At 60.6% G+C, this 24,093-nt stretch carries 28 protein-coding genes; 11 read left to right on the top strand and 17 right to left on the bottom strand.

The annotated features are described in order from the left end of the window. The first annotated feature begins 1 nt into the window (after nucleotide 1). The 3 genes from Q1A32_RS01915 to Q1A32_RS01905 are packed head-to-tail and all read left to right on the top strand — an operon-like array spanning nucleotide 2 to nucleotide 2,218. Nucleotides 2–901, top strand: coding sequence for an ABC transporter permease (locus tag Q1A32_RS01915; protein WP_299652730.1), 900 nt, complete (start codon nucleotides 2–4; stop codon nucleotides 899–901). Continuing rightward, nucleotides 898–1,629: a 1-acyl-sn-glycerol-3-phosphate acyltransferase gene (locus Q1A32_RS01910; RefSeq protein ID WP_299610030.1), complete on the top strand. Its 732-nt coding sequence runs from the start codon at nucleotides 898–900 to the stop codon at nucleotides 1,627–1,629. The genes Q1A32_RS01915 and Q1A32_RS01910 overlap by 4 nt, the downstream gene beginning before the upstream one ends. Then, nucleotides 1,616–2,218, top strand: a complete 603-nt coding sequence (locus tag Q1A32_RS01905) for a pyridoxamine 5'-phosphate oxidase family protein (protein ID WP_299610032.1) — start codon at nucleotides 1,616–1,618, stop codon at nucleotides 2,216–2,218. The genes Q1A32_RS01910 and Q1A32_RS01905 overlap by 14 nt, the downstream gene beginning before the upstream one ends. A gap of 40 nt (nucleotides 2,219–2,258) precedes the next feature. Here the strand turns inward: Q1A32_RS01905 and Q1A32_RS01900 are convergent, their stop codons facing one another. The 14 genes from Q1A32_RS01900 to sucC form a co-directional block, all read right to left on the bottom strand. After that, entirely contained in the window at nucleotides 2,259–2,759 is a 501-nt protein-coding gene (locus Q1A32_RS01900) for a fasciclin domain-containing protein (protein WP_299610035.1), read from the bottom strand. Between the two features lie 799 nt (nucleotides 2,760–3,558). Further along, a complete protein-coding gene (lpdA, locus tag Q1A32_RS01895) occupies nucleotides 3,559–4,947 on the bottom strand; it encodes a dihydrolipoyl dehydrogenase (protein WP_299648727.1) in 1,389 nt (462 codons plus the stop codon). A gap of 64 nt (nucleotides 4,948–5,011) precedes the next feature. Further along, nucleotides 5,012–5,434: an MAPEG family protein gene (locus tag Q1A32_RS01890; protein WP_299648724.1), complete on the bottom strand. Its 423-nt coding sequence runs from the start codon at nucleotides 5,432–5,434 to the stop codon at nucleotides 5,012–5,014. Further along, a complete protein-coding gene (locus Q1A32_RS01885) occupies nucleotides 5,431–5,976 on the bottom strand; it encodes a hypothetical protein (protein ID WP_299648721.1) in 546 nt (181 codons plus the stop codon). Before Q1A32_RS01885 ends, Q1A32_RS01890 begins: the two co-directional genes overlap by 4 nt. Beyond that, nucleotides 5,973–6,365 (bottom strand): MAPEG family protein, encoded by a 393-nt coding sequence (locus Q1A32_RS01880; protein ID WP_299648718.1) that lies wholly within the window; start codon nucleotides 6,363–6,365, stop codon nucleotides 5,973–5,975. Before Q1A32_RS01880 ends, Q1A32_RS01885 begins: the two co-directional genes overlap by 4 nt. Before the next feature lie 18 nt (nucleotides 6,366–6,383). After that, on the bottom strand, nucleotides 6,384–6,713 hold the full coding sequence (locus tag Q1A32_RS01875) for a hypothetical protein (RefSeq protein WP_299648715.1): 330 nt from the start codon (nucleotides 6,711–6,713) through the stop codon (nucleotides 6,384–6,386). A gap of 109 nt (nucleotides 6,714–6,822) precedes the next feature. Further along, a complete protein-coding gene (odhB, locus tag Q1A32_RS01870) occupies nucleotides 6,823–8,355 on the bottom strand; it encodes a 2-oxoglutarate dehydrogenase complex dihydrolipoyllysine-residue succinyltransferase (protein ID WP_299648712.1) in 1,533 nt (510 codons plus the stop codon). A 4-nt stretch (nucleotides 8,356–8,359) separates the two neighbouring features. Beyond that, nucleotides 8,360–11,317 carry a 2-oxoglutarate dehydrogenase E1 component gene (locus tag Q1A32_RS01865; protein WP_299648709.1) on the bottom strand — a complete coding sequence of 986 codons (2,958 nt, stop codon included), beginning with the start codon at nucleotides 11,315–11,317 and terminating at the stop codon, nucleotides 8,360–8,362. A gap of 9 nt (nucleotides 11,318–11,326) precedes the next feature. After that, nucleotides 11,327–11,638, bottom strand: coding sequence for a hypothetical protein (locus Q1A32_RS01860; RefSeq protein WP_299648706.1), 312 nt, complete (start codon nucleotides 11,636–11,638; stop codon nucleotides 11,327–11,329). Nucleotides 11,639–11,759: 121 nt separating this feature from the next. Beyond that, nucleotides 11,760–12,644, bottom strand: coding sequence for a succinate--CoA ligase subunit alpha (sucD, locus tag Q1A32_RS01855; RefSeq protein WP_299648703.1), 885 nt, complete (start codon nucleotides 12,642–12,644; stop codon nucleotides 11,760–11,762). 11 nt (nucleotides 12,645–12,655) lie between these two features. Further along, nucleotides 12,656–13,156, bottom strand: a complete 501-nt coding sequence (locus tag Q1A32_RS01850; protein ID WP_299648700.1) for a succinyl-CoA synthetase subunit beta — start codon at nucleotides 13,154–13,156, stop codon at nucleotides 12,656–12,658. Next, entirely contained in the window at nucleotides 13,156–13,851 is a 696-nt protein-coding gene (locus Q1A32_RS01845) for a hypothetical protein (protein ID WP_299648697.1), read from the bottom strand. The genes Q1A32_RS01850 and Q1A32_RS01845 overlap by 1 nt, the downstream gene beginning before the upstream one ends. Before the next feature lie 42 nt (nucleotides 13,852–13,893). Further along, complete coding sequence (locus Q1A32_RS01840; protein WP_299648694.1) at nucleotides 13,894–14,223, bottom strand: hypothetical protein; 330 nt, start codon at nucleotides 14,221–14,223, stop codon at nucleotides 13,894–13,896. 5 nt (nucleotides 14,224–14,228) lie between these two features. Continuing rightward, nucleotides 14,229–15,422 (bottom strand): ADP-forming succinate--CoA ligase subunit beta, encoded by a 1,194-nt coding sequence (gene sucC / locus Q1A32_RS01835; protein WP_299610083.1) that lies wholly within the window; start codon nucleotides 15,420–15,422, stop codon nucleotides 14,229–14,231. 214 nt (nucleotides 15,423–15,636) lie between these two features. On the opposite strand from sucC, the gene Q1A32_RS01830 reads away from it, so the two are divergent. Next, nucleotides 15,637–16,638: a glycosyltransferase family 2 protein gene (locus Q1A32_RS01830; protein ID WP_299648691.1), complete on the top strand. Its 1,002-nt coding sequence runs from the start codon at nucleotides 15,637–15,639 to the stop codon at nucleotides 16,636–16,638. Here the strand turns inward: Q1A32_RS01830 and Q1A32_RS01825 are convergent. Then, complete coding sequence (locus tag Q1A32_RS01825) at nucleotides 16,635–17,444, bottom strand: adenylate/guanylate cyclase domain-containing protein (protein ID WP_299648688.1); 810 nt, start codon at nucleotides 17,442–17,444, stop codon at nucleotides 16,635–16,637. The genes Q1A32_RS01830 and Q1A32_RS01825 overlap by 4 nt on opposite strands. Nucleotides 17,445–17,513: 69 nt before the next feature. After that, on the bottom strand, nucleotides 17,514–18,476 hold the full coding sequence (mdh, locus tag Q1A32_RS01820; protein WP_299610094.1) for a malate dehydrogenase: 963 nt from the start codon (nucleotides 18,474–18,476) through the stop codon (nucleotides 17,514–17,516). Between the two features lie 169 nt (nucleotides 18,477–18,645). On the opposite strand from mdh, the gene Q1A32_RS01815 reads away from it, so the two are divergent. Both Q1A32_RS01815 and Q1A32_RS01810 read left to right on the top strand, forming a co-directional pair. Next, the gene (locus tag Q1A32_RS01815; RefSeq protein WP_299648686.1) at nucleotides 18,646–19,398 is read left to right on the top strand and encodes a sulfite exporter TauE/SafE family protein; all 753 of its coding nucleotides are present in this window, start codon (nucleotides 18,646–18,648) and stop codon (nucleotides 19,396–19,398) included. After that, nucleotides 19,395–19,829, top strand: a complete 435-nt coding sequence (locus tag Q1A32_RS01810; RefSeq protein ID WP_299648683.1) for a GNAT family N-acetyltransferase — start codon at nucleotides 19,395–19,397, stop codon at nucleotides 19,827–19,829. The genes Q1A32_RS01815 and Q1A32_RS01810 overlap by 4 nt, the downstream gene beginning before the upstream one ends. Before the next feature lie 127 nt (nucleotides 19,830–19,956). Here Q1A32_RS01810 and Q1A32_RS01805 read toward each other — a convergent pair whose 3' ends face one another. Next, nucleotides 19,957–20,265, bottom strand: a complete 309-nt coding sequence (locus Q1A32_RS01805) for a hypothetical protein (RefSeq protein ID WP_299614412.1) — start codon at nucleotides 20,263–20,265, stop codon at nucleotides 19,957–19,959. A 363-nt stretch (nucleotides 20,266–20,628) separates the two neighbouring features. On the opposite strand from Q1A32_RS01805, the gene Q1A32_RS01800 reads away from it, so the two are divergent. From Q1A32_RS01800 to Q1A32_RS01780, 5 genes are all read left to right on the top strand, one after another. Then, the gene (locus Q1A32_RS01800) at nucleotides 20,629–21,483 is read left to right on the top strand and encodes a CoA ester lyase (RefSeq protein WP_299648680.1); all 855 of its coding nucleotides are present in this window, start codon (nucleotides 20,629–20,631) and stop codon (nucleotides 21,481–21,483) included. A 3-nt stretch (nucleotides 21,484–21,486) separates the two neighbouring features. Further along, a complete protein-coding gene (locus Q1A32_RS01795) occupies nucleotides 21,487–22,041 on the top strand; it encodes an NnrU family protein (protein ID WP_299648677.1) in 555 nt (184 codons plus the stop codon). Nucleotides 22,042–22,045: 4 nt separating this feature from the next. Continuing rightward, nucleotides 22,046–22,249: a DUF1737 domain-containing protein gene (locus Q1A32_RS01790; RefSeq protein WP_299648674.1), complete on the top strand. Its 204-nt coding sequence runs from the start codon at nucleotides 22,046–22,048 to the stop codon at nucleotides 22,247–22,249. After that, nucleotides 22,249–23,280, top strand: coding sequence for a MaoC family dehydratase (locus tag Q1A32_RS01785; RefSeq protein ID WP_299648670.1), 1,032 nt, complete (start codon nucleotides 22,249–22,251; stop codon nucleotides 23,278–23,280). The genes Q1A32_RS01790 and Q1A32_RS01785 overlap by 1 nt, the downstream gene beginning before the upstream one ends. Before the next feature lie 70 nt (nucleotides 23,281–23,350). Beyond that, the gene (locus Q1A32_RS01780; RefSeq protein WP_299648668.1) at nucleotides 23,351–24,058 is read left to right on the top strand and encodes a DUF4344 domain-containing metallopeptidase; all 708 of its coding nucleotides are present in this window, start codon (nucleotides 23,351–23,353) and stop codon (nucleotides 24,056–24,058) included. The last annotated feature ends 35 nt before the right edge of the window (nucleotides 24,059–24,093 follow it).

The raw sequence follows: 24,093 nt of genomic DNA, 5'->3' as shown, positions 1-24,093 counted from the left end.
AATCAGTCCCAAGACCTTGCGTGGCCTTATCGCCGGTGATCGCTATGCCGACCGGGTTGTGCCGCCCACGGGGTTCACAGCGCAGCTTACAGTGTTTGTGTCGGGCGCCATGGCCTTTCTGGCCGTTTTTGCACTGGCTTTGTCGCTGGCCTCTGGCCGTCTGGCCGACCGTTGGGGTGACGAACTTGCACGCACCGCGACCATCCGCATCGTCGCCCCCGAAGACCAGCGCGCGATCCAGACCACCGCCGCGCTGCAAGTCCTTACAACCACGCCCGGCATCGCGGCTGCGCGCGCCCTGACGGACGAGGAACAACAGGCCCTGCTGGCCCCGTGGTTCGGACAGGATCTGCCGTTGAACACGCTGCCCGTGCCCCGGTTGATCGAGATCGAAGCAACGGAACAAGGCTTTGACGCCACGGGCCTGCGCCTGCGGCTTGCAGCAGAGGTGCCGGGTGCCGTTCTGGACGACCACGGGCGCTGGCGCGCGCCGCTTGTATCTGCTGCGAACCGCCTGCGGTTGCTTGGATGGACGGTTGCCCTGCTGATCATCGGTGCCGTTGCTGCCATGGTCACCCTCGCGGCCAATGCAGCGCTTGCCGCCAATGCGCAGGTCATTGCGGTCCTACGCCTTGTGGGCGCAACGGACAGCTACATTGCCAACGCCTTTGTCCGTCGCTTCACGCTGCGCGCGCTCATTGGTTCGGCTGTGGGCGCGGTGATTGGGGCAATCGCGGTCCTGCTGATGCCATCCGGTGGCGACACGCCGGGCTTTCTTACCGGCCTTGGGTTCAGCGGTGCGGGCTGGCTTGTGCCGCTGTTGTTGCCGCTCGTCTGCGGGGCGGTTGCCCTGATCGCCACCGCCTACGCTGCCAGCCGTGCCCTAAGGACCCTCACATGATCCAATACCTCCGCTCACTGGTCTTTGTCGGCCATATCTACGTGATGATGCTCGTGATCGGCCTGCTCTGGGCCCCTTATGCCATCGTCAGCAAGCATGGCGCACGGTCGGCCTGCAAAAGCTACAGCCGCTATGTGTTCTGGTCCATGCGCTGGATGGTGGGGCTGAAGGCCGAAGTACGGGGCGAGGTGCCCGAAGGCGAGGTTCTGATCGCAGCCAAGCACCAATCGTTCCTTGATATCATGATGATCTTCACGGCGCTGCCATCGGCCAAGTTCATCATGAAACGGTCGATCCTGTGGACGCCGATCATCGGTCTTTATGCCAAGCGTCTGGAATGTGTGCCGGTGGACCGCGGCAAGCGCGGTGCCGCCATCGCCAAGATGGTCGAGGACGTGGAGGCCGGGCGCGCCACGCCGGGCCAATTGATCATCTATTCCCAAGGCACGCGCGTGGCCCCGGGCGTCAAAAGACCTTACAAGGTGGGCACCGCCGTGCTGTATGAACAACTGGGTCAGCCCTGTGTGCCGGTCGCCACCAATGTGGGCGTGTTCTGGCCGCGCACCGGCATCATGCGCAAACCGGGCACCGCCATTGTCGAGTTTTTGCCCGCCATGCCGGATGGGCTGGACCGTGATACGTTTCTGGCCCAGCTTGAGGAAACGGTCGAGACGCGTTCAGACGCGCTGATGCGCGAAGGAGGGTTTGAGCCCAATGGAGTTCGTTGAAGACATTCCCGCGCTCGAAGCGCTCTATGGCACGCCCGGTGCGGCGTCGATCCGTAAGGTCGCGGATCATCTGACACCGCTTTATGCCAAGTGGATCGCGGCCTCCCGCTTTGTGGTGCTGACGACGGTGGGTCCCGACGGCACTGATGGCAGCCCACGCGGCGACGATGGTCCGGTGGTTCTGCAGCTTGATCCCAAGACGCTTGCAATGCCCGACTGGCGCGGCAATCAACGGCTCGACAGCTTGCGCAATGTCGTATCGGATGGGCGCGTGTCGTTGATGTTCATGGTGCCGGGTTCAAACACGGTGGTGCGTGTGAACGGGCAGGCGAAGTTGACAGCCGACGAGGCCTTGCGCGCCCGGTTCGAACAGAAAGGGCGGCACCCGGCCACTGTCATCGTGATCAAGATTGGCGAAGTTTACACTCAGTGCGCCCGCGCGCTGATCCGGGCCGGCCTGTGGTCTCGCGACGATGCTGACGGGTTGCCAACGCCGGGCGAGATTTTGGCAGAGGTGTCGCAGGGCGACGAAGGCGGCGCGTCCTATGACGCAGCATGGCCCGAGCGCGCCGCCCGGACCATGTGGTGATTTAACATAACATGTCCCATCGTGGGACATTTCGCGTGGATTAGGGCAGCAGCACCTGATCGATGGCGTGGATCACACCGTTCGATCCAAAGATGTCTGCTTGGATCACGTTGGCGTCGTTCACTTTCACACCAGAGCCGAACTTGCCCACGATGCCGTTCACGTCCAGCGTGCCGCCCTGAACGGTGGTCACGTTCTGGCGTGTTCCCAGCACGTCACCGGCTGTGATCTGACCGGGGACCACGTGGTAGGTCAGGATGTCGACCAACTGGTCCTTGTTTTCAGGCAGCAACAGGTTGTCGACCGTGCCTGCGGGCAGGGCGGCAAATGCGTCGTTGGTCGGCGCAAAGACGGTGAAGGGGCCGGGGCCTTTCAACGTGTCGACCAGACCGGCGGCCTGTACGGCTGCGACGAGTGTCGAGAAGTTCGGATCGCCAGCGGCGATGTCCACGATATCGGGGTCTTGGGGCTGCGCGCATGCGGCGAGAGTTGCAAGGGCGGCCGCGCCCCCGATCAGTTTCAAAGTGCTGCGACGATCCATGTTGGTGTCCTTTTTTCGTTCATAATGCGTCCTGGGCCAAGTTTGGCCCTTTTATCAAAGGGGGCGCGGGCGGATGAAGACAATGACCCGCGCGCTGTCCCCGGAGACATAACCTAGCGCTCGGCAGGAAAGTTCCCCTGCGTATGGTACGGATAGGCGAGAATGCGCCGTTCAGTACGTCCGCCGGGAAGGTTTTGGACGCGAATGCGTCGATTCCGAGTGCAATCCAAGGGATTTCGCAAATATGCGGAAGTTTGGATTTGGCGCTAAAACTCCTCAAAATCCGGACTTGGATAGTGCTGGTGCACGATCTGAAGGAGTCGAGAGTTTTTAGGTGACGAGTGCGATATTTCTCGCTGGTGCCCTTGCGGTGTCGGACTGTGTACAGACCGCGGAAGATGTGTCGCCGAAGTAGGTTTCCCCGCTGCGGTTCCAAAGCCTGAACTGCCCGCAGATGCGCCTGGAGGCAACGCGGCTTAGCCTGCAGGCGAACGAGATTGCGCGTGTACAAAGTAAGAAGGCCAAAGATGATGCGACGGCGACAGCTGTGGCATTGGTGCTCTTCCGGCTGGCTGCATTCTTTATCAAGGGGACAAGGCGACGGCGTCTGAACTTGGCCGTCTCAAGGGGGAGATGCAGGCCCTCGAAGCGGCAAGCACGTGTCGCGGCTGCGGCGTGAGGTTCGAGCAAGCCTAAGTTTTGCAACGGCAGGTGCGGGTCCAAGATGGCCTGCACCTGCGGCTGCGGAAATGCCCTCATCAACAGCCAGTGGCTACGAATAGAATGGGGCGCTTGTTGGTCAGCTGTGGATTGCGCCCAGCCCGCAGGCAAGTGCCGCCTCGCGCACAGCTTCGGAATAGGTCGGGTGGGCGTGGCACGTCAGCGCCAAGTCCTCGGCCGAGGCGCCAAATTCCATCGCGACACAAACCTCGTGGATCAGATCACCCGCGCTGGGACCAATGATATGCGCACCCAGAATCCGGTCTGTTTCGGCGTCGGCAAGGATTTTGACAAAGCCGTCGGCGGCGAAGTTCGCCTTGGCCCGACCGTTCCCCATGAAGCTGAACTTGCCCGCCTTGTACTTGCGCCCTTCGTCTTTCAGCTGCTCTTCGGTCTTTCCGACATTGGCGACCTCGGGGTGGGTATAGATCACACCCGGGATCACGCCGTAGTTCACGTTCCCATGCTTGCCCGCGATCTGGTCGGCGGCGGCCATGCCCTCGTCCTCGGCCTTGTGGGCGAGCATCGGCCCTTCGATCACGTCGCCAATGGCGTAGATGCCCGGTACGTTGGTCTGCCAATGCGCGTCCACGGCGATCTGGCCGCGATCCGTCATCTTGACGCCAAGCGCATCCAGACCCAATCCGTCGGTGTAGGGTTTGCGCCCTGTCGCGACGAGAACCACATCCGCGTCCACCTCGTGTGCGCTGTCATCCTTGCGCAGCTTGTAATGCACCTTGGCCTTGGTCTTGGACGTCTCAACCGACTGCACCGCAGCCCCCATGGTAAAGCTGAGACCCTGTTTCGTCATGATCTTCTGGAACTGGCGCTGGACCTCCGCATCCATGCCCGGGGTGACGGCATCCAGGAATTCGATCACCTGCACCTCTGACCCCAAACGGCTGTAGACCGAGCCCAATTCAAGCCCGATCACGCCTGCGCCGATCACGACCATCTTCTTGGGCACCTTGCCCAGCTCCAGCGCGCCGGTGGAGGAGACAACGACCTTTTCGTCAATCTCGACCCCTGGCAGGGTGGCCACGTTTGACCCGGACGCGATGATGATGTTCTTGGCGTCATGCACTTCGTCACCGACCTTGACCTTGCCCGCTTCGGGGATGGAGCCCCAGCCCTTGAGCCAGTCGATCTTGTTCTTCTTGAACAGAAACTCGACGCCCTTGGTGTTCTGGCCAATCGTGTCGGCCTTGTATTGCAGCATCTGCTTCCAATCGACGGACGGCGACTTGCCCTTGAGGCCCATGGCGGCGAAGTTGTGTTCGGCCTCGTGCAACATGTGCGACGCGTGCAAGAGCGCCTTGGACGGGATGCAGCCGACGTTCAGGCACGTGCCGCCCAGCGTCTCGCGCCCTTCGACACAGGCCGTTTTCAGACCCAGCTGTGCGCAGCGGATGGCGCAGACATAGCCGCCGGGGCCTGAGCCGATGATGATCACGTCGTAAGAAGCCATGGGTTTGGTCCTTTTGTTTGCCGGTCGAACCCGGGGGCGCTGCCCCCGGACCCCCGGGATATTTTCAGCCAGAAGAAGACAGGAGCGTTGCGACAAGTATGCAGGGTGCAGCGAGAAATCCCACCAGCCAGATCAGCGACCGCCACGGGGTCAGGCCGAAATAGTAGGCGGGGATATAGAGAATGCGCGCGAGCAGGTAGGCCCATGCGCAGATTGCGGTGAAGGATGTGCTTGCCTCTGCCAAAGTCACGACGATGACGGCGATGGTGAACAGGGCAAGGCTTTCGAAATGGTTTTCCCACGCCCGGATCAGGCGGGCGGTTTTGGTAGACACCTGATCCTGGATGTCGCCGCCCAAGCGGTTGCGGTCGCGGGGGGACAGGGTCTTGCCTTGCGGCAATTCGATGTTGGTTGGCACGGCCATCAGGCAAAACTGCAGGACCTGTAGTAGTGCGGCGAGCGCGAGGGCTGTGAGTTCGGGGGTCATGCCGCTTGCACCGCCTCTGCGATAAGGTTCGCCCTGTGATCATAGCTGCCGATCCGTGCAGAAGGGTGGGGGGCCGTGATGTGGTCAATCCCGAAAAACGCCAGCACGCGGGCGCTGTCGGTGCCAAGCGCAACTGGCCTGCGGCCCAGAAGTTCGTGCCTGCCAACGGCATCGAAACAGGCGCGCGCATGGGCGGGGGGAATCGTGCTGGACCGTTTGGGGGTCAGCAGGTGGAAGATGGGCGTGATGTAGATGTCAGCTCGGGTGAGGTTCAGTAGCTGGAGCACCCTGTCGATTACCTTGTTGTAGGGGATATTCGGCAGGTATCCGGTGCGCTTGAGTTGGTCCTTGTGCTGCTTTGCCGAGGGGGCGTCGAGCCAGTCCTTGGACATGAGCAGTGGCCCCGCCAGATTGCCGGACGTCATCTGGATGGGCGAGACATAGTCGCCATCAAAGCCCGCCTGCGCCAGCGTGGGATAGCCGGGCAGGGCAAAGGCGCGCCGTGCAGCGATGGCACGCTGGTATGTCTGTTTCGCTGTCACGCGCCCAGCAACGGCAACAGCATCATGACAAGCCCCCCGAGCGAGGCAAACCAAGCGATGGAGCGGACCATTGGGATGCCGGACGCATAGGCGGGGATGTAGGCGACGCGCGCCCAGAACCAGAGCGCCGCGCCCGTGGCCGTGGCGGAGGTGCCAAGGTCCGTGACCTTGAGCATCAAGGCGAGTGCGATGAAGGCGGGGAGGGTTTCGAGATAGTTCTTGAGCGCGCGCTGGATGCGGGCGGCGACCACGTTCTGGTCGCGCTGTTCGTCCTGGGGGCCGAGCGCCCAGCCAAGCCCTTTGGACAGGTCAGAGAAGGTGGCCTGAATGATCGCATGGGCGATCAGGAGGATGACGGCGTAGGTGAGGTAGGTGAGTTCTGGGGTCATGCCTTTGATCCTGTATTACTATGCACGGAAGTGTTGCTGCGCGTATTTTTCCAAGAATACGAGCGCAATGATCGAAACGCCGGGTAAGACCAAAAGGTAAGCGCCGACGACAAAAATGATATTACCGAAAATTCCGTATCCCAGAAGTGACGCGACTGAGACCAATTGGGGCAACCATCGAAGCATTGACCTTGTTCGGATCACCAACGGCAGTTGTTTCCACTTTTGCTCTGTGAACTCATTTATGATGATAAATCCCGCCGGAACGCCAAAAAGCAAAACCAGCATAAACAGAAACTGCAACCACCTGCTACCGGTCACCTGACCCGTAACATAACCTGTGGTCATCGCACCCGCTATACAACAGATGATGCCCAGACAGGTGCTCAGTGACAGAGCGCCGGTCTGGGTAATTCGATGTTTAGCGGAGTGTGACATACAACCAGCGTTACCTCCGTCACAAATCCATCAACAACCGCCGCGGATCCTCCAGCGCTTCCTTGACCCGCACAAGGAACGTCACAGCACCCTTTCCATCCACGATGCGGTGGTCGTAGCTGAGCGCCAGATACATCATGGGCCGGATCACCACCTCACCGCCGATAGCCATGGGCCGGTCCTGGATCTTGTGCATGCCTAGGATACCCGACTGCGGTGGGTTCAGGATGGGTGAGGACATGAGCGAGCCGTAGACGCCGCCGTTGGACAGCGTGAATGTGCCGCCCTGCATTTCCGCCATGCTCAGTTTGCCATCGCGGGCACGGGCCCCCTTTTCGGCAATCGCCTTTTCGATCGCGGCAAAGGACATTGCATCCGCATCGCGGATCACCGGCACCACAAGGCCCGTGGGCGTACCCGCCGCGACACCCATATGCACGAAGTTCTTGTAGACGATGTCGGTGCCGTCAATCTCGGCATTCACTTCGGGCACTTCTTTCAACGCGTGGCAGCACGCCTTGGTGAAGAAGGACATGAAGCCCAGCTTGACGCCGTGTTTCTTCAGGAACAGGTCCTTGTATTCATTGCGCAAGTCCATCACGGCGCCCATGTCCACCTCGTTGTAGGTGGTGAGCATGGCAGCTGTGTTCTGGCTTTCCTTCAGGCGTTTGGCGATGGTCTGGCGGAGACGGGTCATTTTCACCCGTTCTTCGCGCGCGGCATCGTCTGCGGCGACCGGTGCACGAGGTGCAGAGGCAGGGGCCGACGCCGTGGGGGCAGAGGCGGCTGCGGCAACGGCCTTGGCCACATCGTCCTTCATCACACGACCATCGCGGCCTGTGCCCGTGACATGATCTGCGCTGATCCCGGCGGCTGCCATGGCTTTTTGTGCGGACGGTGCGTTTTCCACGTCCGAGCGGCCGGTTCCTTCGGGTGCCGCTGCCGGGGCCGCATCGGCCTTGGGGGCCGGGGCCGGATCGGTCTGCCCGACGGCAGAGCCTGAGATCACGGCGAGCTTGGCCGAGGCATCGACAGTGGTGCCCTCCGGGGCCACGATCTCGGTCAAAACGCCGCCAGCGGGAGCCGGCACTTCGACGCTGACCTTGTCGGTTTCCAGTTCGCATAACATTTCGTCCTGGGCCACGCTGTCACCGACGGCCTTGAACCAGGTGCTGACGGTGGCTTCGGTGACGCTTTCGCCCAGTGTGGGCACCATGACGTCAACGCTGTCACCGCCCGATGAGGGTGCTTCGGCGGCGGGTTCTTCTGCCTTGGCTTCGGCTTTGGGTGCGTCCTTGGATGGGGTCGCGGCCCCGCCTTCTGAGATGTTGGCGAGCAGCGCGTCCACGCCCACTGTCTCACCCTCGGCGGCGACGATATCGGCAAGCGTGCCAGCGGCAGGGGAGGGCACTTCGACCGTCACCTTGTCGGTTTCCAGCTCGCACAGCATTTCGTCCACCTCCACCGCGTCGCCGGGTTTCTTGAACCATGTGGCAACGGTGGCTTCGGTGACGCTTTCGCCCAAGGTGGGCACGCGGACTTCGGTGGTCATGGTCTTATCCTTCGATGGTCAGCGCGTCGTTCACGAGCGCGGCTTGTTGTGCTTTGTGCTGGCTGGCCAGACCCGTGGCGGGTGAGGCAGAGGTGGCGCGGCCCACATAAGCGGGGCGCTGGTGCTTTGCCTTGATCCGGGTCAGCACCCATTCGATGTTGGGCTCGATAAAGGACCACCCCCCCTGGTTCTTGGGCTCTTCCTGACACCAGACCATTTCGGCCCCCTTGAAGCGTTCCAGTTCCTTGACGAGGCTGATCGCCGGGAAGGGATAGAACTGTTCGATCCGCATCAGGTACACGTCATCAATCCCTCGGGCGTCACGCTCTTCCAGCAGGTCGTAGTAGACCTTGCCCGAACACATGACCACGCGCTTCACCTTGTCGTCTTTCACCAACTTGGTGTCCGAGTTGCCCAATTCCGCGTCATCCCAAAGCACACGGTGGAAGGAGGAGCCGGTGGTGAACTCCTCTGCCTTGGACACCGCCATCTTGTGGCGCAGCAGGGATTTGGGGGTCATCAGGATCAGCGGCTTGCGGAAGTCGCGGTGGATCTGACGGCGCAGGATGTGGAAATAATTGGCGGGCGTCGTGCAGTTGGCGACGATCCAGTTGTCCTGACCGCACATCTGCAAAAACCGCTCCAGCCGGGCGGAGGAGTGTTCGGGCCCTTGCCCTTCGAAGCCATGGGGCAACAACACAACCAGCCCCGACATGCGCAGCCACTTGCTTTCGCCCGAGCTGATAAACTGGTCGAACATGATCTGCGCGCCGTTGGCAAAATCGCCAAATTGCGCCTCCCACAACGTCAATGCATTGGGTTCGGCCATCGAATACCCATATTCGAAACCAAGCACCGCATATTCCGACAGCATCGAGTCGATGACTTCGTAATGTGCCTGACCCGCCCGCACGTTGTTGAGCGGGAAATACCGTTCTTCGGTTTCCTGGTTCACGATGCCCGAATGGCGTTGGCTGAACGTGCCGCGGGTGCTGTCCTGACCGGCCAGACGCACCGGAAACCCTTCGGTCAGAAGCGATCCAAAGGCCAGCGCCTCACCCGTGGCCCAGTCGAACCCCTCACCACTGTCGAACATCTGCTTTTTCGCGTCAAAAAGCCTGCCGACAGTCTTGTGCAGCGGAAAGCCGTCCGGCGCAGATGTCAGGGCGCGTCCTATATCGGCCAGCGTTTCGGGCGCGATGGCGGTCTTGCCGCGCTGATAGTCGTCCTTTTCCTTGTCCAGATGAGACCACTTGCCATCCAGCCAATCCGCCTTGTTCGGCTTGTAATCCTTGCCCGCTTCGAACTCGTCATTCATGCGCGCCTGAAAGGCGGCTTTCATGTCTTCGATCTCGCCTTCGGGGATCAGGCCATCCTTGACCAACCGCTCGGTATAAAGGGTCAGGGACGTTTTGTGCTTCTTGATCTTCTTGTACATCACCGGGTTGGTGAACATGGGCTCGTCGCCCTCGTTGTGACCAAAGCGGCGGTAGCAGAAGATGTCGATAACGACGTCCTTGCGGAACTTCTGGCGGAACTCAGTCGCAACCTTGGCAGCATGCACCACGGCCTCTGGGTCGTCGCCATTCACGTGGAAAATCGGCGCTTCGACCACCAGCGCGTTGTCGGTCGGATACGGCGATGACCGCGAGAAGTGGGGCGCGGTGGTGAACCCGATCTGGTTGTTGACCACAAGGTGCATGGTGCCGCCTGTTCTGTGGCCGCGCAGGCCCGACAGGGCAAAGCACTCGGCCACAACGCCCTGACCGGCAAAGGCCGCGTCACCATGCAGCAGAATCGGCATCACACTTGTGCGGTCGGAGTCGTTATTCTGATCCTGTTTGGCGCGCGCCTTGCCCAGCACCACCGGGTTCACCGCCTCAAGATGCGAGGGGTTGGCCGTCAGTGACAGGTGCACGGTGTTGCCGTCAAATTCGCGGTCGGATGAGGCACCGAGGTGGTATTTCACATCGCCCGAGCCATCGACATCTTCGGGTTTGAAGCTGCCGCCCTGAAATTCGTTGAAGATCGCCTTGTAAGGTTTGGCCATCACGTTGGCGAGCACGCTCAGCCGCCCCCGGTGAGGCATGCCGATCACAATATCCTTCACTCCCAATGCGCCGCCGCGCTTGATGATCTGCTCCATCGCGGGGATCAGGCTTTCGCCGCCATCCAGACCAAAGCGCTTGGTGCCCATGTACTTGACGTGCAGGAACTTCTCGAATCCCTCGGCCTCGACCATCTTGTTCAGGATCGCCTTGCGGCCTTCGCGGGTGAACTGGATTTCCTTGCCCAGACCCTCGATCCGTTCCTTCAGCCAACTGGCTTCGTCCGGGTTCGAGATGTGCATGTATTGCAGCGCAAAGGTGCCGCAATAGGTGCGCTTCACAATCGCCACGATCTCGCGCATCGAGGCGACATCAAGGCCCAGCACCTTGTCGATGAAGATGGGTCGGTCCATGTCGGCCTCGGTGAAGCCGTAGGATTTGGGGTCCAGCTCCGGATGCGGGGTCTGATCGCGCATGCCCAGCGGGTCCAGATCCGCCACAAGGTGACCCCGGATGCGGTAGGCACGGATCAGCATGAGCGCGCGGATACTGTCGAGCACGGCGCGCTTGATCTGATCGTCACTGACCTCAACGCCGGTTTCAGCTGCCTTTGCCTTGATCTTGTCGCCTGCGGCCTTGGCCTCTGCAGGTGCTGCCCATTCGCCGGTCAGCGCTTGGGTGAGGTCATCACCTGGTTGCGGCGGCCAGTCGGCGCGTGCCCAGCTTGGCCCCTCGGCCTCGCGTTTGACCGACACTTCGTCGTCGCCCATCGCCTTGAAGAAGGCTTGCCAACTTTCATCCACCGCGCCGGGGTCATTGGCATAACGGGCGTACATCTGTTCGAGGTACTCCGCATTGTGTCCTTGCATGAAGGACGAGGCATGGAACTGGTCGTTGGGGGATTGGTCGGTCATGTTTTTACCTCAGGAGCAAATGATCTCTACGCGGTTATGTCCGCGCAACTTATCGAACAAAGTCGGCTGCAATTCTGAAACTGATCGCGTGTCATGTCCGCAGAGGGCCGCGGCGAAGTCCCGCAATGCCATTGCAGAAACCTTAGCGGGATCAAATGACACGATGTTGGGATCACTTGGGAAGTCTACCAAAATGACCCTTAGGCCGTCCGGTGTTGTTTCTCTTTGTTGGAGGGTACGTTCTGGGCCGGTAATCGCGAACCAAAACAATCCGGCAGAGCTTCCGAGCATCGCGAACACTATCAAGAGAGCAGTTTTCATATTTTGCTCCCTGCCCGGAGGCACCGCCGGGCATCCTCCGACCGCCCCACCGGGCGGGAGAGACTCCCCCACCCGCGGTCGGGGGATGCCCTCAGTTCTGTTGCCGGACCTGTCAGCATGCTTATGCTTTAATCGCCTCCATCACGGCCTCGCCCAGCGTTGCGGGGCTGTCGGCCACCACAATGCCAGCGGACCGCATCGCTTCGATCTTGTCCTCGGCGCCGCCCTTGCCCCCGGCAACGATCGCGCCCGCGTGCCCCATCCGACGGCCCGGAGGGGCGGTGCGACCCGCGATGAAACCCGCCGTGGGCTTCCAGCGACCTTTCTTCTTCTCATCTGCCAGAAACTGCGCGGCATCTTCTTCCGCAGAACCGCCAATCTCACCGATCATGATGATGCTCTCGGTTTCGTCATCCGCGAGGAACATCTCAAGCACGTCGATATGCTCGGTCCCCTTGATCGGGTCACCGCCGATGCCCACGGCGCTTGATTGGCCCAGGCCCATATCGGTTGTCTGTTTCACAGCCTCATAAGTAAGGGTGCCCGACCGGCTCACGACACCCACGCTCCCGCGCTTGTGAATGTGGCCGGGCATGATGCCGATTTTGCAGGCGTCGGGCGTGATGACACCAGGGCAGTTGGGGCCGATCAGGCGGCTGGACGAGCCTTCCAAAGCGCGCTGCACCTTCATCATGTCCAGCACCGGGATGCCCTCGGTGATGCAGACGATCAGGGGCATCTCTGCGTCGATGGCCTCAAGGATCGAATCCGCAGCGAAGGGCGGCGGCACGTAGATGACAGACGCGTTGGCGTCCGTCACGTCCATCGCCTCGTGCACCGAGTTGAAGACGGGCAGGTCCAGATGCGTCTGGCCACCTTTGCCGGGCGTCACGCCGCCGACCATCTTGGTGCCATATGCGATGGCCTGTTCGGTGTGGAATGTGCCCTGAGAACCGGTCAGGCCCTGGCAGATCACCTTGGTGTTTTCGTCAATCAGTACGGCCATGGAGTCTTTCCTTATTTATCGAGCGGCAGCAGCCGTTCTACAGTCATGTGAGTTTCGATGCCGTTGGTGCCGGGGCGCGTTTCCACAATCACCACGGCAATGCGGTTCGGGTTAAGGTAGCGGGCCGCGAGAAGCGCGGTTCCGTCCGTCTGTGCATAGGTACCCGGCACCGATGCGGGATCGGTTATGCCTTCGCGCATCAAGGCGTTTTCGACGGCCCACGTCGCATCATCAACGTGGTTGCCATCGATTGCGACCGAGCAGCGCCGATCCGTGCCGGGTGCGACATTGTCAGAGGGCGAGGATGCGACAGCCGACACCGGATCGAGGTCATAAAAAGCTACGCGGGCGCCGGGTGCTGACAAGTGCGCCGCAGCCGTCGCTGCGGTCAGAAAGGGCGAAAAGCAGTGATCGGCAAATGCGCTGATGGCCGGGTGCACACCGGCGCCGGCGGGCGCGGCCAGTGCAGCACACAGACCAAAAGCTACGGCGATATGTGCCCGAACCGTCATTACTTACTGACACTCAGCGAAAAGCGGCCCTGGCGGCTGACAAAAGAGGAAAGTCGATATGTGGTGCGACCCACACGAAGACGGGCCGAGGCCGACTCCGGGTTGCGGTTGGACACGACGACATCACCACCAAGCCGCTGCTGCAACTCTTGGGTCAGCAGCACCACGTCAGAACGGGTCAGGCGCGGTCGGCTTGTGCCGTACCCTTGCACACTTACATTGCAGCTTTGTCTGGGGCGGCCTGTCGACAGGTAGGTCATGCCGGGGGCCAAGGAGGGCGGATTGGCCTGAAATGCCTTGCGCGCTGAAGCGGTGTCAAAGCCCGGCGCGTTGTTCAGGCATCCTGCGCGGAAGCTGGAAACAAGGCTGTTGAGTATGTCATCATTCGAAAGCGCCGTGCGCTGCGCAACTGGGACAGGCGCTGGCGGTGTGCCCGACGCCACCGGTGCCCTGCCGCCCACAACCGAACGGATTTCCGATGTCGGCACGTCGCTAGCAGCCCTGACACGCGGCAATGCAACTTGCCGGTCCTCAAGCCAAACCGCCGATGCGGCCAGACCTATAGGTGGAAAGTTGTCCGATACCTGGATGTCCGAGCGTCCGCCGGTGGTGCAGGCGGACAGCGAGGCCACAATCAGCAATGCCAGCGCGGAATGCGCGCGTTTGGGGACCCAACTTGTCCTTTTGCTATCCACCTTTTTTTCCTTCCGTCCGCTTGCAGATCAAGGCACTTGGGTTCAGAGACCCGCGCTGCGCCCTTCTTCGTACAATAAGTACCCGACATGGTTGACGCCCGCGCTGCACTGCAGGCCTGTGGCTGTGTTGATGATCCCCGGGACAACGGCACGTTCGGCGCTTTTGACCGGGAAGTTCAGATACCGCTGCCCGCCGCCAAAGGTGTTGACGGTGGGGCTGCCGACTTGCTCAGAGGCGCGTTCGCTTTGCTCGGCCGTGCGGCCTACACAATGGTCATCGAAGAGTTGCTTGCGCAGTTGGTCTGCACCTGCTGCGCACACGGCGGGCGCAGCAGACATCAGACAGGCGCTCATCGCAACACGCACCGGCATCAAACTCAGCCCTTGACCGCTTTCACGATTTTCTGCGCGCCGTCTTTGAGATCATCGGCTGCGATCACGTCCAGACCGGAGTTGTTGATGATGTCCTTGCCCTGCTGCACATTCGTGCCTTCGAGGCGAACCACCAGCGGCACTTGCAGGCCAACCTCTTTCACCGCGGCCACCACGCCTTCTGCGATGACGTCACAGCGCATGATGCCGCCAAAGATGTTCACGAGGATGCCTTTGACGTTGGGGTCAGATGTGATGATCTTGAACGCCTCGGTCACTTTCTCCTTGGTCGCACCACCGCCCACATCGAGGAAGTTGGCAGGCTCTGCGCCATACAGTTTGATGATGTCCATCGTGGCCATGGCCAGACCCGCACCATTCACCATGCACCCAATCTCTCCGTCGAGGGCGATGTAGTTGAGGTCGTATTTGGAGGCCGCGAGTTCCTTGGGGTCTTCCTCGGTCTCGTCGCGCAATTCGTTGATGTCGGTGTGGCGGTAGATGGCGTTGCCGTCAAAGCTGACCTTGGCATCCAGCACTTTCAGATCACCGCCGTCAGTGACGATCAGCGGGTTGATCTCCAGCATCTCCATGTCTTTTTCCATGAACGCCTTGTAGAGCAGACCCATCAGGCCCACGCATTGCTTGATCTGTTTGCCCTGCAGACCCAGCATGAAGGCGATGCGGCGGCCATGAAACGCCTGATAGCCCGTGGCTGGATCAACGCTGAAGCTTAGGATCTTTTCGGGGGTTTCGGCGGCCACCTCTTCGATGTCCATGCCGCCCTCGGTCGAGCAAACGAAGCTGACGCGGCTGGTCACGCGATCAACGAGGAGGGCCAGATACATTTCTGTTTCGATGCCAGAGCCGTCTTCGATGTAGATGCGGTTCACTTGCTTGCCCGCGGGACCTGTCTGGTGGGTCACAAGGGTGCGGCCCAGCATCTTCTTTGCTTCTTCGGCGGCTTCTTCCACCGACTTGGTCAGACGCACGCCGCCCTTGTCGCCTGCATCTGCTTCCTTGAAGCTGCCCTTGCCGCGACCACCGGCGTGGATCTGCGCCTTGACCACCCACAGAGGCCCGTCAAGTGCGCCTGCGGCTGTCTTTGCTTCCTCAGCACGCAGGACAACGCGCCCGTCCGAGACCGGGGCCCCGTAGCTGCGCAGAAGGGCTTTGGCCTGGTATTCATGGATGTTCATGGCGGTTTGATCCCGTATAGATACGTCAACGTTGGGCCTATACGAACAAGACTGAACGAGGCGTAAACGGAAAATATGTCGCAGTGGGGGTTTTGGTGGCGGAAATCCGACATTTGTGATCACTGCATTTAATCGTGTGATCACAAAAATTTTTGGTGAAAAGAGAATCAGCCGAATGAAACCGCAATTTCCTGTAAAACATGACAAAAATGACATGGTTTGGGGAATCGTACTCACAGCAAACGAACCAACGGCACTGGTCGAGTGTAATGTGCGATGGCACTTGGCGACCGGGGCAAGTGCAGTTTTCGTCTTTCTGGACGATCCGGATGACCGGGCTGGTACGCGGTTGGCGGCCATCCCGGGCTGCACGGTGCAGTGGTGTGACGATGCCTACTGGCAGGCGCGGCGGCCAAACCATGGTCGCCCGGCATCACAGATGCGGCGACAGGTCATCAATGCCAACCGGGCCCAGAATCAATGTGGCCTTGATTGGTTGTTTCACATCGATGCGGATGAGTTCATTTGGCAGGACGGCGACCTTAAGGCGGAACTGGCAGCGCACGACGATCCGCGCACGGAGTTGAATCTGCCGGTGCTTGAGCGGATGTTCCCGGAGGGCGACCGGGTATCTCTTTTTGACGGTCCATTCCGCGCCACGTCTGACCTGCAAACGAATGAAACCGAAGCGGCATTTGGGCCATTCGAGCGTTTCATGAAACGAGGCCAATACTCGCACGGGGCAGGCAAGAGCGGTGTCCGCGTGGGCGCTGGCCTGCGGCTGGGGGTGCATAATGCGACACGCACCGGGTCCGAAGGTCGCCAAAGACGTGTGGCCAGGCGCATCTCATCCACTGCGCGGTTGCTGCATTTCGACGGGCTGACGCCATTGCATTGGGCGGCGAAATGCCTGCGCTACCTTCAGAACCCTGAGGCGGTGCAATCAGCGATCCTGCAACGGCATCGCGCAGCACAGATCGCTTGGATGCAAGAACGCTGTACGGATGTGCAGAGCATGCGCAACGCCCACCGCACTATGTTTGCAGCAACGGCACAGCGACAATCGCAGCTCGAACAGTTCGGATTGCTTGAGACGATCGCGTTCGATCCTGCGTGCGTGCTGGGGGCGGACTGTCCCGACCTGTCCGTCGATGCGTTTGACGCCGAACTTCTTCACCGCAACCCGAGGCTCAAGAGCCTTCTTGCAGACATCTAGCTTGTAGACGTTTCCCGGTCGTATGCCTTGAACGCCCGCCACTTCACGAACAGGACATAGGCGAGGGCGCCGGTTGGCAGAACGGTGACGAAAAAGGGCAGGTCAACCGCGATTTCGACCAGTGTGATGGCGCCTATTGCACCGAGAATACGGTTGCGGTCCGTCTTGAATTTTGCGCGTGTCGGATCATCGGTTTCGGGCGGAGTAACAGTTTCCTCCGGTATGACTGGTGGCGGATCAGCGCGAGAAACCTTGGGTCCCAGATTGTCCAGATGGCGCGGTGCGCTGACCCCTTCGGCCACGACGGCATAGACGCCCACCTCTTCCACCAGATGCTTTGGTGTGGCGGGGCCAAGCGGGCGCAATTCGACCGGACCGAGCTTTCCATGGGTATGGTCATAGACATGCTGCGAAATAAGAATGCCGCCCACATCCGCCATTTCCTGCAGACGCGCCGCCAGATTTACCCCGTCGCCCAGCAAATCCGTGCCCTCGATGATCACGTCGCCCAGATGAATGCCCAACCGGAAGGGCAAAAGGTCCGGGCGCGTGTTCAAGATGCGCTGGACGTCGACGGCGCATCTGACGGCCCCCACAACAGAAGGAAAATCGGCGATGAGCCCGTCGCCGGACGTGTTGGCGATCCGTCCACCGCACTCAGCGATAGCGGCATCAATCACTTCACGACTGGCGCGCAGCGCGCGCACCGTCCCATCTTCATCGCGGCTCATCCGGCCTGAGTAATTGGCCGCGTCCGCCGAGAGGATCGTGGTCAGTTTACGTTCGATGGGGCGCGACTGGGGCATGTGAACCATATAAACATAAAAAAGGCCGGATGCGACGGCATCCGGCCCTTAAAATGAGTGTCGCGCAAATTACGCGAGGCTGTCGTCGATGCCCTTGCAGGCTTCCATCAGCCCTTGCACGGCCTTGACGGATGTATCGAACATCTCCTGCTCTTCCTTGTTGAGCTGGATGTTGACGATGCGTTCGATGCCGCCCGCACCGATCACGGTCGGCACACCCACATACATGCTCTTCAGGCCAAATTCGCCATCGCAATGCGCTGCACAGGGCAGCACGCGCTTTTGGTCTTTCAGGTAGGCTTCGGCCATTTCAATGCCGGATGTGGCAGGCGCATAAAAGGCGGACCCGGTTTTCAGCAGGCCCACGATCTCGGCACCGCCATCCCGGGTGCGCTGCACAATGGCGTCCAGTTTTTCTTGCGTGGTCCAGCCCATCTTGACCAGATCGGGCAAAGGAATACCCGCAACCGTCGAATAACGGACGGAAGGCACCATGGTGTCGCCGTGACCACCCAGAACAAAAGCGGTGACGTCCTTCATGGACACGTCGAACTCTTCGGCCAGGAAGTGGCGGAAACGCGCGCTGTCGAGAACACCGGCCATGCCGCAGACCTTGTTCGCGGGCAGGCCCGAGAATTTCTGCAGCGCCCAGACCATCGCATCCAGCGGGTTGGTGATGCAGATGACAAACGCGTCGGGGGCGTTGGCGGCAATGCCTTCGCCCACGGATTTCATGACCTTGAGGTTGATGCCCAACAGGTCATCGCGGCTCATGCCGGGCTTGCGGGGAACACCGGCAGTGACGATGCAGACGTCTGCACCCGCGATGTCCGCATAGGACTGCGTGCCTTTCAGCTTGGCGTCGAACCCTTCGGAGGGGCCGGATTCCGCGATGTCGAGGGCTTTGCCTTCGGGGGTGCCTTCGGCGATGTCGAACAGGATCACGTCGCCCAGCTCTTTCAGAGCTACGAGGTGGGCAAGTGTACCGCCGATCTGACCGGCGCCGATCAGGGCAATCTTGGGTCTGGCCATGGGTGAAAGTCTCCGCACTTGGGGTTTTTGCTGGCGCGGTGCCTAGCGCGAGATAGGCCGTCGCGCAAGGGTGCCGCACTGCAGCGTAGCGAATGCCGCGCGCTGGCGTCTATCATATTTGCGCGCTAAAGGTTCGCAACAGCACTGTTTTTCGAAGGGTCGGACCCAAGTGGACCTTGATCTGTGGTTTTTTGCCATTGCAGCTCCTGCCGTGGTTTTTGCGGGGATTTCCAAGGGCGGGTTCGGGTCTGGCGCATCTTTTGCGTCAGCGTCGATTCTGGCGCTGGTGATCGAGCCGGGCATGGCGCTCGGCGTGGTGTTGCCCCTGCTCATGCTGATCGATGCGGCCACCCTGAAACCCTATTGGGGCAAGTGGAACTGGCGGGTGTCCACGCTGATGATCCTCGGAGGATTGCCGGGAGTGGCGCTGGGTGCCCTGCTGTTCTCGCGCACTGAACCGGATGTGTTCCGGATCCTGATCGGGGTCATTTCAATTGGATTTGTGTTTTGGCAGGTCGGTCGGAGCCAAGGTTGGATTCGCACTGCATCGCGCGCGTTGCCTGCATGGGTCGGGGCAGTCACCGGAACCGTCGCTGGGTTCACCAGTTTCGTCAGCCATGCGGGCGGTCCTCCGGCGGCGGTGTATCTGTTGTCTCTGCGCCCGTCGAAGACCGAATATCAGGCCAACACGGTCCTGATTTTTACTGCCATCAACATTTTCAAGTTCGTGCCGTATGCCTTTTTGGGCATGTTCACGGTTCAAACGGCGTGGGCCAATCTGGCTCTCGCACCGTTTGCACTGCTGGGGGCATGGTTGGGCGTTCGCGCGCATCATCTGGTGCCGGAACGTGCCTTTTTCATGCTGACCTACGTGATGCTGATCCTGACCGGCACCAAGTTGATCTGGGATGGTCTGACATGACAGCGCGCGCGTTGAGCACAGAAGACACGGATGCAGCGTTGGTGCTGTACCAGCACTTGGTCGGGGACCAAGCGCTTGCACCAAGCCCAGCGTTCGCAGCGCTTCTGGATCATCGGGGCACGTGTGTGATCGGCGCCTTCGAAGAAGATTCATTGATGGCGATGGCGACGCTGCACATCTTGCCCAACATGACGCAGGGCGGGCGTTCCTATGCGTTGATCGAAAATGTCGTGACCCATTCCAATCATCGGGGCAAAGGGCATGGCCGCGCCGTGATGCAGGCCGTTATTGATGCGGCTTGGGCGGCCGGATGCTACAAAATCATGCTCATGACGGGGCGAACTGCCAAGGCACGCGGCTTTTATGAAAAGCTCGGATTTGGCGCGGATGAGAAATGGGGAATGACGATCCGACGTGCGCCTGTGCGGTAGCGGTTGGGCGGATCAGGATCCGCCTTACGATTCTGATTTTCGGCGAGGCAAAGGAAAAGGCGCACCAAGGTGCGCCTTACAGGTCTGCGATTGCGCAGTAAGGCGGACGTGCCGTCCGCCCCGCTGTTCAGGCATCGCTGCCCTTGGCGGGAAGCGCTTCGGCCAGGGTTTCATAGGCCTGACCGCTTGCAACGAGGCAGGTCAATCCGTTGGGGGTGGTCACGGTGATGGTCCATGTCCCGCTGTCATCGGACGCAAACACCTCGATCACCGAATTGTTGGCCCCAAGACCCATCGATTGACGCGTTTCACCATACCCTTCTGCCAGCCGGTTCACCACGATATCGCGGGGTCCACAATTGCGGGCCTGTTGCGCCTGCGCTGCATTGGTCATCGCCGCAAGCGCCAGAACACCTGCTGTCATCACATTCATCATCCGTGTCATCACGTTCAGCCTTTCACAAAGGAAGGCGTCACCACTGGTCATCTGGCCCAACCGGAACTCCGGCGATGACCGGGCAGCCCCGGTTCACATCTGCTCCAATCGCTCACTCCGTGAAGTGTTCGGCGGCCCTGCCGAAACGGCCCTCCCAGAGCAATCGGATTGAGCACAGACTGCGGTTCGAGGTTTGAATAATGGTTAACGCAGCGCGCGCAGGTATCTGCAATTTGAAGCAACGGCATAATTGCCGACGTCTCGCCCAAGGATTTTTCTGCAATGCAGAAGATTACTGCTTGAACTATCTGGCAAAAAATGCCCCTTTCCGCGCAACTTTATGACTTGCAAGGATCGCACGCCATGGCCCTCAACCGTCCCCTCCGTTCTGTTCTGTACATCCCCGGTTCCAAGCCCCGGGCGCTGGACAAGGCACGCGGTCTGCCGGTGGATGCGATCATATTCGACCTCGAAGACGCGGTGTCACTGGACGAAAAGGAAAGCGCACGCGCGACCTTGGCCGATGCGCTGGCGCAGGGCGGCTACGGCGCACGGTTGAAAATCGTACGCATCAACGGCTTTGACACTGCATGGGGGCGTGACGATGCAAAAGCAGCCAGCGACATGGGTGCGGACGCGATCCTGCTGCCCAAGGTGTCATCGCCTGCCGATCTTGATGCACTGGCCGCGATCACAGGTGACACACCCTTGTGGGCGATGATGGAAACCCCGCTTGGCATGATCAACGCACCCGCCATTGCCGCACACACGCTGTTGCAAGGCATGATCATGGGCACCAACGATCTGGCCAAGGAACTACAGACCCGCTTCCGCCCCGACCGCCTGCCGTTGCAAACCGGTCTGGGCCTGTGCCTGCTGGCGGCCAAGGCGCATAGCTGCGCCATCGTCGATGGCGTCTATAATGCATTCAAGGACGATGACGGGCTGAAAGTCGAATGTGATCAGGGCCGCGATATGGGCTTTGATGGCAAAACCCTGATCCACCCGGCCCAGATCGACATTGCCAATGCGGCCTTCTCGCCGTCGGATGCGGACATCGACCTCGCGCGCCGCCAGATCGCGGCTTTTGAAGAGGTAGAGGCTTCGGGCCAAGGGGTTGCGGTTGTCGATGGACGGATCGTCGAAAATCTGCACATCGTGACCGCGCGCGAGACATTGGCCAAAGCCGATGCCATCGCGGCCATGGCGGAAGGATAAGCGATGTACTGGATTGTTTTGATTGCGGGCGTTGCCCTGTGGTGGGGCGCACATCTGTTCAAACGGGTGGCCCCGGAACGCCGGGCGGCGATGGGCGACGGCGGCAAAGGGGCTGTTGCAATCGGGATCGCGGTTTCCATTGTGCTGATGGTCATTGGGTATCGCGGGACGGACTTCGTGAATGTCTGGTTCCCGCCCGCCTTCATGATCCACATCAACAACCTGCTGATGCTTATTGCGATCTACCTGCTCAGCCCGGCGCCCAAGCGGGGCAAGCTGGTATCCGGCATGCGCCACCCGATGCTGACGGGCTTTTCCCTCTGGGCGATTGCGCACCTTCTGGTGAATGGCGATCTGGCCTCAATCGTCCTGTTTGGCGGGTTGCTGGTCTGGGCCGTCATGACGGCTCGTATCATCAATACGGCAGAGCCCGACTGGCAGCGCGGCCCCGAAGGCACACTGGCCAAGGATGCCATGTTCATTGTCGGCTCCGTCGTGCTGCTGGGTATCATCGGCATGATCCACAACTGGCTGGGTGTCTGGCCGTTCCCGGGGTAAGCACATGAAACTCTACCGTTTTCTGTCCGAAGAGGACACGTCTGCCTTTTGCCACAAGGTCACCGCAGCGCTGAACGCAGGCTGGGAGCTGCACGGCTCGCCCACCCAGACGTGGGACCACGCGGCGGGTCTCATGCGCTGCGGGCAGGCCGTCGTGAAAGAGGTGCCGGGCGACTACACCCCGGACACGAAACTGGGGGAACACTGATGGCCAAGACAAACGCCGGCCGGTTTTTCGAAGACTACGCCGTGGGCGACGTGCTGACCCATGCGGTGCCGCGCACGGTCGGGTCAGGGGAACGGGCGCTCTACCACGCGCTCTATCCTGCGCGACATGCGCTCTATTCCTCGGACATGTTTGCGCAGGCGTGCGGGCTGGCGGCATCACCACTGGACGACATGATCGCGTTCCACACTGTCTTTGGCAAAACCGTGCCTGACGTGTCGCTGAACGCTGTGGCAAACCTTGGTTATGCCGAAGGGCGCTGGCTGAACCCCGTGTGGCCTGGCGACACGCTGACCTCTCAATCGGAAGTCATCGGGGTCAAGCAGAATTCGAACGGCAAGACGGGTGTTGTCTATGTGCGCACCACGGGGCGGAACCAGCGGGGGCAAGACGTGCTGGAATACGTCCGCTGGGTCATGGTGCGCAAAGGAAACCTTGATGCACCTGCGCCCGAGACGGTTGTGCCTGAACTGGCCAAGGTTGTCCCCGCGGGGACACTGGCCGTGCCCGAGGGGCTGAGTTTCGAAAATTACGACTTTGATCTGGCTGGGGAGCCGCACCGCTGGGGCGACTACGAAATCGGTGAGCAGATCGATCATGTGGATGGCGTCACTGTCGAAGAGGCCGAGCATATGATGGCCACGCGCTTGTGGCAGAACACGGCCAAAGTACATTTTGACACGTCCGCTCGGCCCGATGGCACGCGCCTGATCTATGGCGGGCACGTCATATCAATGGCGCGGGCACTGTCGTTCAACGGACTGGCAAACGCACAGATGGTGGTGGGTTTGAATGCGGGGGCGCATGCGAACCCATGCCTGTCGGGCGATACTGTGCGGGCCTGGTCCGAGGTATTGGATAAAGCAGACACCGCAGCCCCGGGCGTTGGTGCAATCCGGCTGCGGTTGGTCGCGACAAAGGGTGGTGAGCCGTTTCAATTGCGTGGTGCGGACGGCAAATACTTGCCGGACGTCTTGCTTGATCTGGATTACTGGGCCTTGATGCCGATGTAAGGGATGCTTGGGTGACGCGCGTCTGACGACGACGCCCCACCCGCCATCCCGCATGCTGCGAGAGGACGTGATGTTACGATATCTGTTGCCACTTTTGGTGCTGTCCTCGCCGGTGCTGGCCGATGAAGAACGCGAGGCGTTTGTCAAAGCCAACTTGCTCGGCATCTTCTATCACGAACTGGGCCACGCACTGATCGATATCCTGCAGTTGCCGGTGTTCGGGCAGGAGGAAGATGCCGCGGATGTCGCTTCGATCCTGTTGATCGACGGGTTCTATGACGAGGATGCCGCTCAAGCGCTCGCCTATGACACGGCCTTTGGGTTTCTGGGGGAGGCTGCGGTCAACGACGTGCCGTATTGGGACACGCATGGTCCCGACGAGCAGCGTTTCTACAACACCGTCTGCCTGTTCTATGGGGCAAACCCAGACGCGCGCGAGGGCTTTGCCACCGATCTGGGCTTGCCCGAAGAGCGGGCCGAAACCTGCCCGGAGGAGTTTGAATTGGCACTCGACAGTTGGGGCCCGGCCTTTGACGACATTGCAGGGCAGGGGGACACTCTCGTGTTCGCGGACGGCGGCAACACACTTCTGACCACCGATGTGATGGCCGCCGAAGTGGCCGCGCTCAACGACGACTTTGAACTGCCAGTGCCGCTGATCGTGCGGGTCGAAAACTGCGGCGAGGCCAATGCGTTCTACGACCCCGGTACGACGGAAATCATCATGTGCACTGAGTTCGAAGATCACCTCAGGCAACTTTACGACACGCTCGACTGACGGCGCTTTTGGGGCGTGCGCCAATCGCGGACGCG

It is taken from the genome of uncultured Tateyamaria sp. (genome assembly GCF_947503415.1).
Taxonomy (GTDB): domain Bacteria; phylum Pseudomonadota; class Alphaproteobacteria; order Rhodobacterales; family Rhodobacteraceae; genus Tateyamaria.
The sequence above is the reverse complement of the archived record's forward strand: the minus strand, read 5'-3'. Positions and strand labels throughout refer to the sequence as shown.